The 16358-nt window shown below is 36.5% G+C and carries 13 protein-coding genes and 1 pseudogene; 6 read left to right on the top strand and 8 right to left on the bottom strand.

What is annotated here, in order from left to right; genetic code table 11:
* The first annotated feature begins 39 nt into the window (after positions 1-39).
* Positions 40-1158, top strand: coding sequence for an LCP family protein (locus Q3V31_RS20590; protein WP_000392810.1), 1119 nt, complete (start codon positions 40-42; stop codon positions 1156-1158).
* 103 nt (positions 1159-1261) lie between these two features.
* Here the strand turns inward: Q3V31_RS20590 and wecB are convergent, their stop codons facing one another.
* On the bottom strand, positions 1262-2377 hold the full coding sequence (gene wecB, locus Q3V31_RS20585; protein ID WP_000140120.1) for a non-hydrolyzing UDP-N-acetylglucosamine 2-epimerase: 1116 nt from the start codon (positions 2375-2377) through the stop codon (positions 1262-1264).
* A 75-nt stretch (positions 2378-2452) separates the two neighbouring features.
* On the bottom strand, positions 2453-3823 hold the full coding sequence (locus Q3V31_RS20580; RefSeq protein WP_139265946.1) for a UDP-glucose dehydrogenase family protein: 1371 nt from the start codon (positions 3821-3823) through the stop codon (positions 2453-2455).
* A gap of 440 nt (positions 3824-4263) precedes the next feature.
* On the opposite strand from Q3V31_RS20580, the gene Q3V31_RS20575 reads away from it, so the two are divergent.
* The 3 genes from Q3V31_RS20575 to Q3V31_RS20565 all read left to right on the top strand — a co-directional run bounded on the left by Q3V31_RS20575 (position 4264) and on the right by Q3V31_RS20565 (position 9063).
* On the top strand, positions 4264-5337 hold the full coding sequence (locus Q3V31_RS20575; RefSeq protein WP_000378308.1) for a glycosyltransferase family 4 protein: 1074 nt from the start codon (positions 4264-4266) through the stop codon (positions 5335-5337).
* A 208-nt stretch (positions 5338-5545) separates the two neighbouring features.
* Positions 5546-6283 carry a polysaccharide deacetylase family protein gene (locus tag Q3V31_RS20570; protein WP_000595944.1) on the top strand — a complete coding sequence of 246 codons (738 nt, stop codon included), beginning with the start codon at positions 5546-5548 and terminating at the stop codon, positions 6281-6283.
* Positions 6284-6387: 104 nt separating this feature from the next.
* On the top strand, positions 6388-9063 hold the full coding sequence (locus Q3V31_RS20565; RefSeq protein ID WP_090813804.1) for a sigma-54-dependent transcriptional regulator: 2676 nt from the start codon (positions 6388-6390) through the stop codon (positions 9061-9063).
* Between the two features lie 153 nt (positions 9064-9216).
* Here the strand turns inward: Q3V31_RS20565 and exsM are convergent, their stop codons facing one another.
* The gene (exsM, locus tag Q3V31_RS20560) at positions 9217-9630 is read right to left on the bottom strand and encodes an exosporium regulatory protein ExsM (RefSeq protein WP_090813803.1); all 414 of its coding nucleotides are present in this window, start codon (positions 9628-9630) and stop codon (positions 9217-9219) included.
* A 189-nt stretch (positions 9631-9819) separates the two neighbouring features.
* On the opposite strand from exsM, the gene Q3V31_RS20555 reads away from it, so the two are divergent.
* Positions 9820-11001: a chromate transporter gene (locus Q3V31_RS20555; protein ID WP_016130868.1), complete on the top strand. Its 1182-nt coding sequence runs from the start codon at positions 9820-9822 to the stop codon at positions 10999-11001.
* A gap of 41 nt (positions 11002-11042) precedes the next feature.
* Here the strand turns inward: Q3V31_RS20555 and chbG are convergent, their stop codons facing one another.
* The 5 genes from chbG to Q3V31_RS20530 all read right to left on the bottom strand — a co-directional run bounded on the left by chbG (position 11043) and on the right by Q3V31_RS20530 (position 15259).
* The gene (chbG, locus tag Q3V31_RS20550) at positions 11043-11747 is read right to left on the bottom strand and encodes a chitin disaccharide deacetylase (RefSeq protein ID WP_090813801.1); all 705 of its coding nucleotides are present in this window, start codon (positions 11745-11747) and stop codon (positions 11043-11045) included.
* Between the two features lie 49 nt (positions 11748-11796).
* Positions 11797-13122 carry a 6-phospho-beta-glucosidase gene (gene celF / locus Q3V31_RS20545; RefSeq protein WP_000145740.1) on the bottom strand — a complete coding sequence of 442 codons (1326 nt, stop codon included), beginning with the start codon at positions 13120-13122 and terminating at the stop codon, positions 11797-11799.
* Between the two features lie 3 nt (positions 13123-13125).
* A complete protein-coding gene (locus tag Q3V31_RS20540) occupies positions 13126-13449 on the bottom strand; it encodes a PTS lactose/cellobiose transporter subunit IIA (protein ID WP_000989054.1) in 324 nt (107 codons plus the stop codon).
* A gap of 183 nt (positions 13450-13632) precedes the next feature.
* Positions 13633-14940, bottom strand: a complete 1308-nt coding sequence (gene celB / locus Q3V31_RS20535) for a PTS cellobiose transporter subunit IIC (RefSeq protein WP_001168834.1) — start codon at positions 14938-14940, stop codon at positions 13633-13635.
* Between the two features lie 16 nt (positions 14941-14956).
* Positions 14957-15259, bottom strand: a complete 303-nt coding sequence (locus Q3V31_RS20530) for a PTS sugar transporter subunit IIB (protein WP_001023563.1) — start codon at positions 15257-15259, stop codon at positions 14957-14959.
* 428 nt (positions 15260-15687) lie between these two features.
* On the opposite strand from Q3V31_RS20530, the pseudogene Q3V31_RS20525 reads away from it, so the two are divergent.
* Positions 15688-16358: pseudogene (locus Q3V31_RS20525) on the top strand (polyamine aminopropyltransferase); the annotation flags it as partial.

Genomic DNA, 16358 nt, shown 5'->3' with positions numbered 1-16358 from the left:
GTGAATTAATTCCCTACAAATGAACTAAGGAGATTATATATGGAAGAACGTTATTATCATCTCCAAAATAGCAGAATAAAAAAGAAACGTAGAAGAAAACTTTTCTTCTTTCTTATTTTCGCATTTTTATTTGGTAGCGTAGGACTTTATGTATTAAATTCCTACACTTCTCTCATGGGGATGTACAGTGGATTTAACCGTGAAAAATCTAAATTACGAGCAGAAGATGTGGAAATCACAAAAAAACCTTTCACAATACTAATTATGGGTATTGAGGATTACGCAACAGATGGTCAAAACGGCCGAACAGATTCACTTATGTTCGCGACAGTTAATCCAAACTCAAAAAAGGTTTCACTTATGAGTATCCCTCGCGATTCTCGTGTTAAGATTGTTGGTAAAAATAAAGAAGACAAAATTAACGCTGCCCATGCTTATGGTGGAGAAAAAATGGCAATTGACACCGTCGAAGGATTTTTAAAAGTCCCTGTTGATCATTATATTAAAATTGATTTCCAAGGCTTTAAAGGTATCGTTGATGCTGTTGGAGGTATTACAGTTGATGTTCCTTTTGATTTCGAGGAGCGCTCCGATATAGATTATTACAAATTAATTCACTTTAAACAAGGTAAACAAGACTTAAACGGTGAAGAGGCACTCGCTTACGTCCGCATGCGAAAGCAAGATCCTAACGGTGACTATGGCCGAGCAGCGAGACAAAGGCAAGTACTGGCGGCTGTTGCCCAACAGCTAAATTCTGCTTCAACCGTATTTAAAATTAAAGATTTAACCGCGGTAGTTGGGAAATATATAAAAACCGATATTCCTATTTCTGACGGACTTGCTCTTTACAATAAAATCTCTGGATTCGACCCACAAACGATCCAAACATTAAAGCTTGAAGGAGAAGATAAAAAAATTGGTGGTATTTATTATTTCCTTCCAGACCCAATCAGTGTAGAGACAACTCGTAACGAGATATTAAAAGAAATAGGGGAAAAAGAACAAGCCCCAACAGAAACTACAAAAAATGAGAGTACAAATTCTGATTCTAACTCCATCGCAAAACAAAAGAAGGAACCGAGTGAGAACAAAACACCACCACCTCCTCCTTCTACAAATGCTCATGCAGAGTGGATTATGAGGAATCATGAATAAAAAAAAGCCAAATCGTATACGATTTGGCTCTTTTTATTTCCCGCGATTGTTGTGGGCTAATACTAAATGAAGGATGCAACCTTCCATTTAGTAAAGTTTCACTTTATTTGTTGAAGTGTTGTAAAATCGCTTCTACAATACGCTCTGATGCACGACCGTCGCCGTAAGGATTAGATGCTTTCGTCATCTTATCATGAGCTTCTTTATCTGATAACAACTCATCAGCAAGACCAAAGATTGTCTCTTCATCTGTTCCTGCTAATTTTAACGTACCTGCTTCAATGCCTTCTGGACGTTCTGTCGTATCACGAAGAACAAGAACTGGCACACCTAGTGACGGCGCTTCCTCTTGTACACCACCAGAATCAGTTAACATTAAGTATGAACGAGCTGCAACGTTATGGAAATCGATTACATCTAGCGGCTCAATTAAATGAATGCGGCTATGCTCGCCTAAAATATCATTTGCTATTTCGCGAACAACAGGATTCATATGAACAGGGTATACAACTTGTACATCTTCGTGCTTATCAACAAGACGCTTAATTGCACGGAACATATTGCGCATTGGTTCTCCTAAGTTTTCACGGCGATGCGCTGTCATAAGTACAAGACGATCATTTCCAAGTTTCTCTAACACCGGATGGCTATAAGTTTCTTTTACAGTCGTCTTCAGTGCATCGATCGCTGTATTTCCTGTTACGAAAATACGTGACTCATCTTTATTTTCTTTTTGTAAGTTCGTTGCTGATTTTGTTGTAGGTGAGAAATGAAGATCCGCCATTACACCTGTTAGTTGGCGATTCATCTCTTCTGGATATGGAGAATACTTATCCCATGTACGAAGTCCTGCTTCAACATGTCCTACTGGAATTTGATTATAGAAAGCAGCTAAGCTTGCAATAAATGTCGTCGTTGTATCACCATGCACAAGTACGATATCAGGCTTCGCTTCTTTCATTACTTTATCTAAACCTTCTAAACCACGTGTTGTAATATCAATTAACGTTTGACGATCTTTCATAATATTCAAATCGAAATCTGGCGTAATTCCAAAGATATTTAATACTTGATCTAACATTTGACGGTGTTGTGCTGTTACAGTCACAATCGATTCAATTTTTTCTGGGTGCTTTTGCAACTCTAATACAAGAGGTGCCATTTTAATTGCTTCTGGTCGTGTCCCGAAAATTGTCATTACTTTTAAACGTTCAGTCATTTCATTGCCTCTTTTCTTTCACTAGTTACAACTTCTATTATCGCATATAAAAATATGCATGTGAAAATACACTTTTTAACGTACCTGAGAAACATTACTATTACAGACGCCTTTTCGCCCAACTGAGTAATAATCTAACCCCTGCTTCTCGGCATCCTCATTAGTATAACAATTTCTCCCATCAAATAGAATAGGTTCCCTCATAAGCTGTACATACTTCTCTAGCGGATAATTTCGAATTGATTCCCATTCTGTTACGATAAAAACTGCATTTGCCGCTCTAATCGATTCGTCTATACACTCAGCGTATCGTATAGCATTTCCAAACATACTTTTTACATTTTGAATAGCCTGCGGGTCATATACAACCACATCTGCACCTATATTAATTAATTCTCGTATTATAATAAGAGAGGGTGCTTCCCTAATATCGTCAGTATTCGGTTTGAACGCTGCACCAAGAACTGCAATCCGCTTCTTCTTCATATTTATCATCTTCTTCGCTTTTTCTATTAACAGCAACTGTTGTTTATTATTCACTTCAATGACTGCTTTCAACAAGCGAAAATCATGAGAAACATTCCCTGCAATTTGCACAAGTGCTTTCGTATCTTTCGGAAAACAAGACCCTCCATATCCAATGCCTGCATTTAAAAAAGATGCACCAATTCTCTTATCCATCCCCATCCCTGTAGATACATCTACTATATCTGCACCCACTTGCTCACATATATTGGAAATCTCATTGATAAAACTAATCTTCGTAGCCAAAAAAGCATTAGATGCATATTTAATCATCTCAGCACTTCGAATATCTGTAATATACGTTTGTAAGCTTAATTTACTGTACAAATTCTCTACTTTCCTCGCTGCTTCCTCACTACATGCTCCAATTACAATGCGATCACCATGAAAAAAATCATAAATACCAGAACCTTCCCTTAAAAATTCTGGATTCGATACGATATGTAATTCGTGTCTACCTTGTAGTTTCTCCTCAATCCATTCCCTCATCACATCATTTGTACCTACTGGAACCGTACTTTTCGTAACAACAATAATATCGTTATTCACATATGCTCCAATATCATCACAAGCACTACGAATATACGTTAAATCTGCTGTTTCATCTAATAAAGATGGCGTTCCAACTGCAATAAATATAAACTCTACATCATTAAATGCAGTTAGTCTGCTTGCTGTAAAAGTTAAATGATTGTTCTCATACTCTTCAGTTATTAATTCATTTAATCCACATTCATAAATAGGTAACTCGCCTTGTTTGATCCGTTCAATTTTTTCACTATTTATATCAAAACATGTGACTAAATGTCCCAATTTCGCCAATCCTACTCCTGTAATCAATCCAACATATCCGGTACCTATTATCGTAATTTTCATTTTCCTTTCGCACAGGAATATACATAAGAAAATATACGAATACACAGAATCACCCCTGTGCTTCCCCCTCTCGCACCCAAAATAAGAAAACTTTTTTTCTTATTTATTATATGAATTGTCTTTTTATTCATTTTTAAGATTTTGTAAAGTTAAATGATGCAATATATATAAAATGTAAATTCCCACATTTTAACACGGAACTTACTCATTTTTACGTGCAACACTTATAATAAAATACTTGTTATAGACGAGGCAGATACACTGTCATATTTCAAGTCGCAATATCAACAACCTTCTCAAACGATTCAACATTCTATATACAATTGTCATATATTCTATGCACTGCCATTTACAGCTAAACGAAAAAAAGATTGAATTCTAATCTTTTTGTGATACCATATGTTATGAGCCTGTAAATAAACATCATAATTTTCAGATAAATACAATTAGAAAAATTACGTTAAACTATAAAAGGTGGGGTATTAATGGACTCACAAGTGATTTATGCCATTTTGGCATCTTTCATCACTGTACTCGTCGTTACTCCTTTAGTTATTAAATTAGCTTTCAAAATAGGAGCAACAGATAAACCAAACGCACGTAAAGTACACCAAAAAATTATGCCTCGTCTTGGCGGGTTAGCAATTTTTATCGGTGTAGCTGTAGGATTTGTTGTCGGTGGATTGTACGAACAAAGAATGCTATCGATAACTTTAGGTGCTATCATTATTGTTATCATCGGGATTTTAGATGATATGTACGAACTATCTGCGAAGGTAAAATTCGGTGGACAACTATTAGTTGCCATCATGATTGTCAAAAGTGGATTATTAGTGCAAGTATTATATATTCCAATTCTTGGAGATACTGAACTCGGGTGGCTTGCTTATCCAATTACAGTATTTTGGATTGTCGGTATTACAAATGCCATCAACTTAATTGATGGATTAGATGGATTATCCGCAGGGATTTCATCTATCGTACTTGCAACGCTAGCATATATGGCCTTCACTAGCCCATGGGGTACTGGAGCAGCTATTATATTACCTCTAGCACTGATTACATTAGCAAGTACAATTGGATTTTTATTCTACAACTTCCATCCTGCAAAAATCTTCATGGGAGATACAGGCGCACTATTTTTAGGATACTGTATTTCTGTTATATCGTTACTTGGATTATACAAAAGCGTAACGTTATTCAGCTTTATCGTTCCAATTATTATTTTAGGTGTACCTATATTTGATACGACGTTTGCAATTATCCGCCGTATCGTAAATAAAAAGCCTATTTCAGCACCAGATAAGTCGCATTTACATCACCGTTTGCTTGCAATGGGATTCTCTCATCGTAAAACGGTACTAATTATTTACGCACTTGGTATTTTCTTTAGCGTAAATGCAATCATTTTCAGTAGTGCGACATTATGGTTATCCATTATTCTTCTTTTCGTTTTAATCTTCTTTACAGAAATTATTGCTGAAGTAATCGGTCTTGTACACGAACGTTACAAACCAATTATTTCCTTCTATAAAAAAGTGAAAAAACGCGAAGACTAATTGTAGTATAGCCTTTACTTTTATGAAATATTCAAATAGCATCCTCTTTTTCATAAGAGGATGCTATTTTTATTTTTTAATCCTCATTCCCCATTTCCAAAATATAGATTGTTTGAGAGTGCCTCTATTGGAGAAAGATATACGTATAACGAAAAAAGTATCAAATTTTCATTTTTACATCTTGATTGTCAAACTGAGGGTGAATGTTATGATCAAGCGATTACTTCAATGTATAATTTTATTTTTAACTATTACTATGTACGCATCATCTAATACAGAAGCAACTACAGACATTCAAGCAGAAGATCAACAAAGCACTCAAACTACCTCTCCTACAAAAAAAATTGCGTACTTAACATTTGATGACGGGCCGAATAAATACACACCACAAATTTTAAATATTTTAAAAGAGAAGAACGGGAAAGCAACTTTCTTCGTTATCGGCGGAAAAGTGCCACATTATAAAAAAACGATGGAGCGATTGATTAAAGATGGACATTATATTGGCCTCCATAGCATGTCACATGATGTAAAACGTCTTTATACTGGCGATCCATCAATTTTAATTGAAGAAATGGAACAAACTCAAAATATTGTCCGGCAAGTTACACATCTAAATACACATCTCGTTCGTGTCCCATACGGTAGCATGCCTTATTTAAAAAAGAATTACCGCGATGCACTCGTATCTTCCCAGTATAAAATGTGGGATTGGACAATTGATACATATGACTGGAAAAGCTATGATAATCCTTCCGCAATACTAGAAAGAGTGCGAAATCAAAGCGATGAACAAGTAGAGGTTATTTTAATGCATGATTCTAGTGTCACAGTGCAAATACTCCCAAAAGTAATTGATTATTTGCAATCACAAGGATACAAACTACTTCCCTACAATCCATCTTCCCATCTCGAAGTGAATTTTTGGAAAGACACAAGATTGTAACAGCTTTAGTGCCTATATACTAAAGCTGTTTTATTTTTCTCTTCCCACACTTCCCATTTTTGTGTAAAATTTTAAATAGTGATGAAGTTTCGAGGTGAATAGAAATGAAACGAATAGATCTCATTTTTAACGCAATACAAAAAGGGAATTATATAGAAGGTGTAACAGCATCTGAACTCGCTACACTTCTACAGTTAGACCGTGCAAATGTTAGTAGCGACTTAAACAAGCTCGTGAAAGACGATCGTTTATTAAAAACGAGTACACGTCCTGTCCGTTTTTATATAGAAACGAATACTTCCTTGGAAACGCATTCAATAAAGGGCACTTCATTAGATACATTTGCAATTGAAAATACAAGCCTAAAAATTGCCATTGAAAAAGCAAAAGCTTCTATTCTCTACCCTCCAAACGGTATGCATACTTTACTACTTGGAGAAACAGGTGTCGGAAAATCGATGTTCGCTTCTTTAATGCACGAATATGCAATTGAAGTGGAACAACTTCCAAAAGATGCGCCTTTTATCGTTTTTAACTGTGCTGATTATGCAAACAATCCACAACTACTACTTGGACAGTTATTCGGTATCAAAAAAGGAGCTTACACAGGTGCCAGTGATCAAAAAGGTTTAATTGAAAAAGCCCATGAAGGAATCCTTTTCTTAGATGAAGTACATCGTCTTCCTCCAGAAGGACAAGAAATGCTCTTCACATTCATTGATCGCGGAGTATATCGCCGCCTTGGAGAAACAGAAAATGAACGTAAGGCACAAGTATTAATTATTACTGCAACAACAGAAGAACCAAACTCATTTTTATTAAAAACATTTACAAGACGTATTCCAATGACCGTTACGCTTCCACCTCTTCGTGAGCGAACGCATAAAGAACGCTTTGCTTTGTTGCAACTATTTTTCACAAATGAAGCGATTCGACTACGAAAAGAGATTCATGTTAGTCCAAACGCAATGCGATCCTTCGTCTTTTACAATTGCCCAAATAACATTGGTCAATTGAAAACAGATGTACAAATTGCCTGCGCGAAAGCTTATTCTGATTTCGTAACAAAAAAACGTGATTCTGTCGGTGTTTCAAGTACAGATTTACCTTGGTATATGAAAGAAGGACTGTTTATCGAAAGAAAGAGCCGTCACCTATACCAAATACCAAATGAAACATTTGTATTTACAGGTGATGAAGGCTGGAGCAAGCATAAAACAGAAGATGAAAAACGTTCTTCTATTTACGATTATATTGATTATAAATATGAAGAACTTCAAGCACGCGGCATTGAAGAGGAAGAATTAGAGTTACTAATAGAAAATGATATTCAAAGCTTTTTCGTTCAATATTTTAACCAAATGTCTAAAAAAACAAGCCATGAAAATGTTTTTAAAATTGTGGATCGTAATATCGTTTCCGTGTGTGAAAAAATTGCAGAGCTAGCTGAAAAACATTTATCTAAAACTTTTGATGAAAAAGTGTTTCTTGCTTTAAGTTTACATGTACAGACAACTCTACAACGCTTACAGGGTGGAAAACAAATTCACCACCCACAATTAAATCAAATTCGTACGAAATATAAAGAAGCTTTTTCCGTAGCTATGCAATGTATTCAACTGTTAGAAGAAGAATTACAAATAACAATGCCTATTGATGAAGCAGGCTTCTTAACAATGTTCTTCGTTGTTGACCCAATTCCTGCCTCACAAACAGAAGTAAAAGTATTAATATTAGCACATGGTAATGGCATCGCAACAGAAATGGCAAACGTCGCAAACGAACTGCTCGGTATTGATGAAGTAACTGGTATCGATATGCCCTTGCATGAATCACCGAAAGATTTCTTAGAGCGTGTTAAGGTGTATATGAAAACACTTCAAAATGTAAACGGGCTTCTCTTACTTGTTGATATGGGATCTCTCGCTTATATTGGTGATATATTAGAAACTGAATTCAAAATTCCTGTACGTGTTCTTTCCATGACGAGCACACCACACGCACTAGAAGCAGCTCGAAAAGCTCAGCTTGGCTACTCATTAGATGCACTATATGAAACAGTGAAGAATTTAACGCCGTTCTACTTAAATGTACAAGAAGAAAAGAAAAAACCGCTGTCACCAATGAAATCTGTTATTTTAACAGCTTGCTTAACTGGCGAAGGAAGTGCTTTAGCAATTCAAAAAATGTTAGAGAACTATTTACGCTTTGACAAAGACTTAATTGAAATTATTCCGATTAGCATCGTTCACGAAAAAGATTTAACAAAAATGATCGAGAACATAAAAAAAGAGCGTAATATCATTTGTATCGTCACGAATTTCGATGTGCAAGTACCATGCTTAACATACCACTTCCAAGACATTGTGAACTACACAGCGATTCAGCCAATTCAGGAATTAATTACGTATGAAGAAACATATGTAAAAATGGCTGATATTCTTGAACAACAAATGCAGCGTAACGACGGGGCATTACTTATTAAAACAATTCGTCATGCGTTAAATACAATTCAAGAATTAATTTCTTTACAGCTAACTCCTGACAGTTTAATGGGTGTAATTTTGCATATGAGCTGCATGGTTGACCGTCTTCAAAAAGGCGAAAGTCTTCTCCCTCATCCTGATAAAGAGAAACGAAGACAAGATGAGTACTGGATGTATATGAAAGTAAAAAAAGCATTGCAACCTATTGAAAATACATTTGAAATACAAATACCAGATGACGAAGTATTTTATGTAATGGACTTCTTCATCAAAAATCAACCTGTAAAAAATTGATCTAGGTGATATTTCCGAGTAGTACCTAGTGCGTAGTAAGTGAACTTATATCGGCGATTTTTTAAATATATCGACTTACCGACAATACTTCACAAAAACGGCAACCAGTATAATAAAAAAGGCTGTTCCAATTTTTTGGGACAGCCTTTTCGTTTACTTCTTTACTTTCCTTATTCTCCCCCTTATTTCTCCCTTCTTATTGGACCTCGTATAAACATTTACATATACATTCGCCTGAATAATTTCTTGAAGCAAGCTGTCAAATGCTCTCCCCTGTAAGGGTCCTTCAAAATCCTCCACATTTGCTATACCAGTAACGACTCCTTCATTTACACTAATACCCTGCTTTAGCGGACCAAACAAACTTAAAACAACTGGACCAATTTGATCTGCTTTCCCTAAATGAATTTGACATGATGTAACTTTTTCAACATTTTTCAATATGACCCGATATTGCAACTTCTTTAAATCCTCACTAAAAATAAACTCTGTTACACCATAAGCTTCTGTATTTACAGGAGGTATTTCCCTCTTCCCTGTTAACCTAGCAAAGAAATGTGTTGTCATACGGGCATTCTCCTTATATAAATTTCCCAGTACTACTTCTACTACTTTATGGTTTAGACATAATCATTTATGACTTTTTCAATTTTTAATTACAACTAAAAGATTCACAAAATCTTTACATAGAAATCATTTCATTCCCCTTATTGCCTCTTGTATAATGCACTTAGAAAAACATTCTTGGAGGCCATTTTGAAAAATAACAACTACTCTTTACAATTATTAATGGAGATTTTTCTCGTCTCATTTAAATTAGGACTCACTTCGTTTGGAGGCCCTGTCGCCCATCTTGGGTATTTCCATCATGAATACGTGCAAAAGCGAAAATGGATGGATGAACGAAGTTATGGAGACTTAGTAGCACTATGTCAATTCCTTCCTGGACCAGCCAGCAGTCAAGTCGGGATGGGGATTGGGTTATTACGCGGGGGATTATTAGGATCCATTATTTCATGGATTGGATTCACTCTACCGTCTGTGCTCGTTTTAGTTTTCTTCGCTTCATTCCTTAATCAGTTCGAACTTGGAAGTACAGGCTGGATTCATGGACTGAAACTTGTAGCGGTTGCAATTGTCGCTCATGCAATATGGGGAATGGCTCAAAAGTTAACACCTGACCGAAACCGTGCAACAATCGCGATTGTAACTGCCGCAATCGCCCTATTATGGCCAAGTAGTTGGACACAGGTCATTCTCATTATAGTATCTGGCTTTATCGGTTGGTTTTTATATCGCGACCAACCCGTTAACCAAGCTCAAAAAATAAACGTCCCTATTTCAAAAATGGTAGCAATTTCTTGTCTCATCTTATTCTTCGGACTATTAATACTGCTACCAATATTAAGACCGTTCTCTTATTACATCGCTTTATTTGATAGTTTCTATCGCTCTGGTGCACTTGTATTTGGAGGCGGCCACGTCGTACTTCCCCTTCTTGAAGGTGAGTTCGTACAAAACGGAATGATGACAAAAGAACAGTTCCTAGCTGGATACGGATTAACACAAGCAGTACCAGGCCCACTATTTACATTCGCTTCTTATATAGGAGCAGTGTTAAACGGGACACTTGGGGCACTACTCGCAACAATCGCGATCTTTCTTCCTGCCTTCCTGCTCGTTATTGGCGTCTTACCATTTTGGGACAGTGTAAGGAGAGTATCCTACATACAAGGCGCACTACTTGGGGTGAATGCAGCCGTTGTCGGTATTTTACTAGCAGCTTTTTATGATCCAATTTGGACGAGTACAATTATGAATTCTGTAGATTTCGTTTTTGCTTCTCTTCTATTTTGCTTACTCGCTTTTTGGAAAACGCCACCTTGGGTTATCGTTATACTTGGAGCCTTTGGTGGATATGTTCTATCCATTTTGTAAACCTAAAAAAACGACGGCATTATGTAGCCGTCGTTTTTCTATTAAAACTTCACAAGCTCTATTCCTTCAGGCAATTCGCTCTCTGTTAAAATACGCAATTCTTTCACACGATCCATCACGTAAGAAGAACGTTTCACAAGCTCTGGGTCAATATAAGCTGGATGCACCATAATTTCTACCGTTTGCTCGTCCCGCACTCTTTCCTTTAACTTCACAAAATAATCTTCCGTCACACCGTCAGCGTAAAAATCACTGTAAAACACATCTGAAAATGGGCGCACAGCTCTATCTTCCTCACAACGACGAATCGGAACATTATACTTACTTGCTAATCGCTCAAGAACATCATGTAAAATCGGTAAACCATGAACGTGATGATGACTATCTAAATGAGTTGGTATTAATCCGTAAGATAAAAACTTCTCAATTTGAGCCGTCCATTCTCTTTCTACCTCTTCTGGATTTATATTCCCTCCCCATACGACGCTTTGTTTATGAAATGCTCCGTCGCTACTTACAAGTGATGGTACATCTGTAAGCAGCGGTCCTCCTGCTGTTAATACGAGATGCACTCCTATCCCTAACGTTTTATACTCTTTCGCTAAGCTTACAGCATGCTCTGTCCCTGGCATATTCATCATCATCGTCGTTGAATTTACAAGCCCATTTATATGTCCATCAATAATGCCATAATTTGTACCTTCTGTAAGACCGAAATCATCTGCATTTACAATTAACTTAATCATCCTAATACCTCCTATCGAAATAAAAAAAGCGGGCTAAATAGCGCCGCTTTTATTTCTCTACCTTTTTGAAGAACTGTGGAAGATGTTCTTTATGTGCTTCCAACATTTCATCTAAAATTTGTTTTGCAACTTTATCAGATGGTACAAGTGGATTAATTGTCATAGCAAGCAGCGCTTTATGATAATCCCCTGTAATAGCAGCTTCAATTGTTGTGCGCTCAAATGATTTAATTTGCTGTACTAAACCGCGAACCGGTACTGGAAGATCTCCAACCGCAATTGGTTTTGGACCTTCTTTCGTAATAATACAGTTCACTTCAACAGCTGAATCATGTGGCAAGCTTGCAATTGTTCCGTTGTTTCGTGTATTAACAGGCTGGATATCACCTTTATTATTGTAAATAGACGTAATTAAGCTACATGCTGCATCACTATAATAAGCTCCGCCACGTTTTTCTAATTGTGGTGGCTTAATATCTAAATTCGGGTCTTTATATAACTCGAATAAATCATCTTCTAATTGTTTCACTACTTCTGCACGTGTACCTTTTTCAATCGAAGCTTCTTTCTCTTCTTCTAACATTTCACGCGTTTTGTAGTAGTAACGATGGTATGGACATGGAATTGCACGAAGACCGCGAATAAAGTCTGGCTCCCAGTTAAGCGCAGCGATATTTTCCATCGTGATTTGTTTTTCTGGATCTGTTACAAGCTCTAACACACGATCCATTACACTTACGCCATCTAAATATACGTCTAGTCCGTATACCATGTGGTTTAGACCTGCGAAATCAACGTGTACGCGACTTGCATCTACTTCAAGTAATCTCGCAAGGCCCATACGAATTCCGATTGGAACGTTACATAAACCAACTACTCTTTGAATATTTGTATAGCGAAGTACAGCTTCAGTTACCATACCTGCTGGATTTGCGAAGTTAATAAGCCATGCATTTGGACAAAGTTCCTCCATGTCCTTACAAATATCTAAAATTACAGGAATCGTTCTCAGTGCTTTAAATAAACCACCAGGACCATTCGTTTCCTGACCGATTACATCATATTTTAATGGAATTGCTTCATCTTTTGCACGAGCTTCTAATAAACCAACGCGCAGCTGTGTTGTTACGAAGTCAGCACCTTTTAATGCCTCACGACGATCAAGTGTTAAATGAATATCAATTGGTAAACCTGATTTTTTTACCATACGTTTCGCTAAGTTACCAACGATTTCTAACTTTTCTTTTCCTGCCTCAATATCTACTAACCAAATTTCACGAACAGGAAGCTCATCATAACGTTTAATAAACCCTTCAATTAACTCTGGTGTATAACTAGATCCACCGCCGATTGTAGCAATTTTAATTCCAGTCATGCTTTATTCCCCTTTCGCTTCAAGCTTTTTATAAAGGTCGATAAATTCTGCTGCTAATTCTTTTACTGTAATAGAATTCATTAAATGATCTTGTGCGTGAATTAAAAGAACACTAATCTCTGTTTTTTCTCCTCTTGCTTCTGATTGTATGAGCTCTGTTTGGAAATGATGCGCTTCATTAATCGCTTCTTTCGCCTTTACCATCGCTTCATCTGCTTCCGCCATTTTCCCCTGTTTAGCGAATTGCAGTGCCTCCATTGCAAAGCTTCGTGCGTTACCACTATTTAAAATCAATTGGAATGGAATTTGTTCTGCTGTAGTCATCATAATTACCGCCCTCTCTATTATGGTTCAACCGATTTAAATACCCCTTCAGTTTGAACATTTCTATTACATTATTATTTTATGAATGATAGTTTGATGTCCTTATAGATGGGTCTCATCTTTTTGAACATGATATAAAGGTAATTGTTCTCACAAATCATGTTGTCTGTGAGAACAATTACTATGTTACATAGGTACAGAGTTGTTATTTCCTTGTGCTGCTGCTTTTTCAGTACGAACAACAGAACGGTCGCATAATACTACGAATGGATAGTAGATTGCCATCGCAATTACAAAGTTGAATAACTGTAGAATTGCACCTGAAAGATGTCCACCTGTTACAAGATAACCACTAATAATTGGTGGTGTTGCCCATGGAATCATCACAACTGTTTTTGGTACCCAACCAATAGATATAGCTGTATAAGAAGTAATTACTAATACAATTGGTGTTAGGATAAACGGTAAGAATAAAATCGGATTTAATATAATTGGTGTACCAAAGATTACCGGTTCGTTAATATTGAATGCACCTGGTCCAATTGATAAGCGAGATACACCGCGTAATTGTGCACTTTTCGCTACAAGTAATACGACGACTAAGAATGCTAATGTTGCACCAGAACCACCAAGATATACGAAAGTATCAAAGAATGGTTTTGTAACAATGTTTGGAACATCAAATGCAGATGTACCACCTTGGAATAACTTCATATTTTTCTCTAATGCCGGTAAGTATAATGGCTCAATAATACCACCAACGATATTTGGACCATGTAAACCGAAGAACCAAAGAAGATGGACAAGGAGTACAATGACAATTGCACTTGGTAATGTCCCTGCTAAACTTTGCAGTGGTGATTGAATCGTATTAAAGATAAATTCATGAACACTTGTACCAGCTAATTTCACTGCTAATTGAATACCTGCAACTACTGTTAAGATAACAAATGCTGGAACTATAGCTGCGAAAGATCTTAAAACTGCTGGTGGTACTCCATCAGGCATTTTTAAAGTAATGTTTCTTTGTACAAAGAAACGGAATACTTCAGTAACAAGGAGTGCCACGATAATTGCTACGAATAACCCTTGTGCACCTGTCCAAGCTAAGTTTAATCCGCCTTCTTTCGGTGTTGTTGGCGTAAGAATAATTAACGCACCAAATGAAATAATACCTGCTGACAAACCATCAACGCCGTAAGATTTTGCTAAGTTATAACTTGTTGTAAATGCTATGATTAATGCTAAAATTGCAAAAGAACCAGTCCACATTCCACCGCCAACTTGTTTCCACGTTTCACCAAACAAACCTTTCATGAACTCTTGGAAAGCCTCAGATGGAAAACCATTAATTAGTGATGCCAGTGCACCAACTAAAATAAGTGGCATAACTGCAATAAATCCATCACGGATCGCAGCTAAGTGACGTTGCGATCCGATTTTACCAGCGACAGGAACAATATATTTCTCCATAAATGCAATAAACTTTTGCATTTCGCTTCCCCCCTAATTATTTTTTAAGTGTTAATGCGTGATCTAAAACTGCTTCTCCATTCATCATGCCGTAGTGCATTGGGTTAATAACATCGATCCCAACATTTTTCTCATCAGCAAGCGTTTTCATTGAAGAAAGCATGTAACGAACTTGTGGTCCTAGTAATAATACATCTGCTTGGTCAATATTGTTTTTTACTGCATCCCCAGATACAGCCCAAATCTTTCCTTCTAGACCGCGAGCTTTTGCAGCCGCTTCCATTTTTGTAACTAGTAAACTTGTAGACATCCCTGCTGAGCAACATAATAAAATATTCATTTGAAAATCCCCCTTGTGTAGTATAAAAAGTTTATGTTTATTTATTTTTCTTTACGCTATTTATTAATGCAATTAGCGTGCCAACTTTTTAAAACGCCTAAAATCAGCGTTTTTTCGAGCAATTCATTTGTGTGTTACCGCTTTCAATCAGTGTGTCACTCAAAAAACACACAGTGTGTTATAAAACAACACGCTTTTAACACATAACTGTATGAAAATAGATTAGTGTTTAGTTGTCTAGTTGTGTTTAAAGCAAAAAAACACTAAAAATTTTTAAAAACGTGAAAATATAATAGAGAAAAATATAATATTTCGACTCAAATCAAAAACAAATACCTATTCAAGACACTCGTCTAGCTATTGTCCAGTCAAACTCTATTGAATTACATAGAATAGAATAAAATAAAGTATTTTGAAAGGGGATCCCAATGCCAAAGCATAGAAAAAAGAATAGAATGAAGATTTATAGAATACAGTTTCAAAATAAATGGTATAAACGTGAAGAGGATTCTGAATTAAATTCAGACGCGTATAAACTAGACAAACAGGAAACTGAAGATACGCACGACAAACAAGACAAACAAGGCAAACAAGACAAACAAGACAAACAAGATAAACAGGACAAACAGGACAAACAAGATAAACAGGACAAACAAGATAAACAGGACAAACAAGATAAACAGGACAAACAGGACAAACAAGATAAACAGGACAAACAGGACAAACAAGATAAACAGGACAAACAAGATAAACAGGACAAACAAGATAAACAGGACAAACAAGATAAACAGGACAAACAGGACAAACAGGATAAACAGGATAAACAGGATAAACCAGGTAAACCAGGTAAACCAGGTAAACCAGATAAGCAAGACAAACAGGACAAACAAGATAAACAGGACAAACAGGATAAACAGGACAAACAGGACAAACAGGACAAACAAGATAAACAGGACAAACAGGATAAACAGGACAAACAGGACAAACAGGACAAACAGGACAAACAGGACAAACAGGACAAACAGGACAAACAGGACAAACAGGACAAACAGGACAAACAGGACAAACAGGACAAACAGGACAAACAGGACAAACAGGA

Origin of the sequence: Bacillus nitratireducens (genome assembly GCF_036320425.1) — a bacterium.
Lineage (GTDB): Bacteria > Bacillota > Bacilli > Bacillales > Bacillaceae_G > Bacillus_A > Bacillus_A nitratireducens.
This window is presented reverse-complemented; position numbering and strand designations above follow the sequence as displayed.

Excerpts from the sequence above, each read along its gene's own strand:
- Q3V31_RS20590 (WP_000392810.1), top strand. The coding sequence starts at position 40 with ATGGAAGAACGTTATTATCATCTCCAAAATAGCAGAATAAAAAAGAAA.
- wecB (WP_000140120.1), bottom strand. The coding sequence starts at position 2,377 with ATGACTGAACGTTTAAAAGTAATGACAATTTTCGGGACACGACCAGAA.
- Q3V31_RS20575 (WP_000378308.1), top strand. The coding sequence starts at position 4,264 with ATGGACTCACAAGTGATTTATGCCATTTTGGCATCTTTCATCACTGTA.
- Q3V31_RS20570 (WP_000595944.1), top strand. The coding sequence starts at position 5,546 with ATGATCAAGCGATTACTTCAATGTATAATTTTATTTTTAACTATTACT.
- Q3V31_RS20565 (WP_090813804.1), top strand. The coding sequence starts at position 6,388 with ATGAAACGAATAGATCTCATTTTTAACGCAATACAAAAAGGGAATTAT.
- exsM (WP_090813803.1), bottom strand. The coding sequence starts at position 9,630 with ATGACAACACATTTCTTTGCTAGGTTAACAGGGAAGAGGGAAATACCT.
- chbG (WP_090813801.1), bottom strand. The coding sequence starts at position 11,747 with ATGATTAAGTTAATTGTAAATGCAGATGATTTCGGTCTTACAGAAGGT.
- celF (WP_000145740.1), bottom strand. The coding sequence starts at position 13,122 with ATGACTGGAATTAAAATTGCTACAATCGGCGGTGGATCTAGTTATACA.
- Q3V31_RS20540 (WP_000989054.1), bottom strand. The coding sequence starts at position 13,449 with ATGATGACTACAGCAGAACAAATTCCATTCCAATTGATTTTAAATAGT.
- celB (WP_001168834.1), bottom strand. The coding sequence starts at position 14,940 with ATGCAAAAGTTTATTGCATTTATGGAGAAATATATTGTTCCTGTCGCT.
- Q3V31_RS20530 (WP_001023563.1), bottom strand. The coding sequence starts at position 15,259 with ATGAATATTTTATTATGTTGCTCAGCAGGGATGTCTACAAGTTTACTA.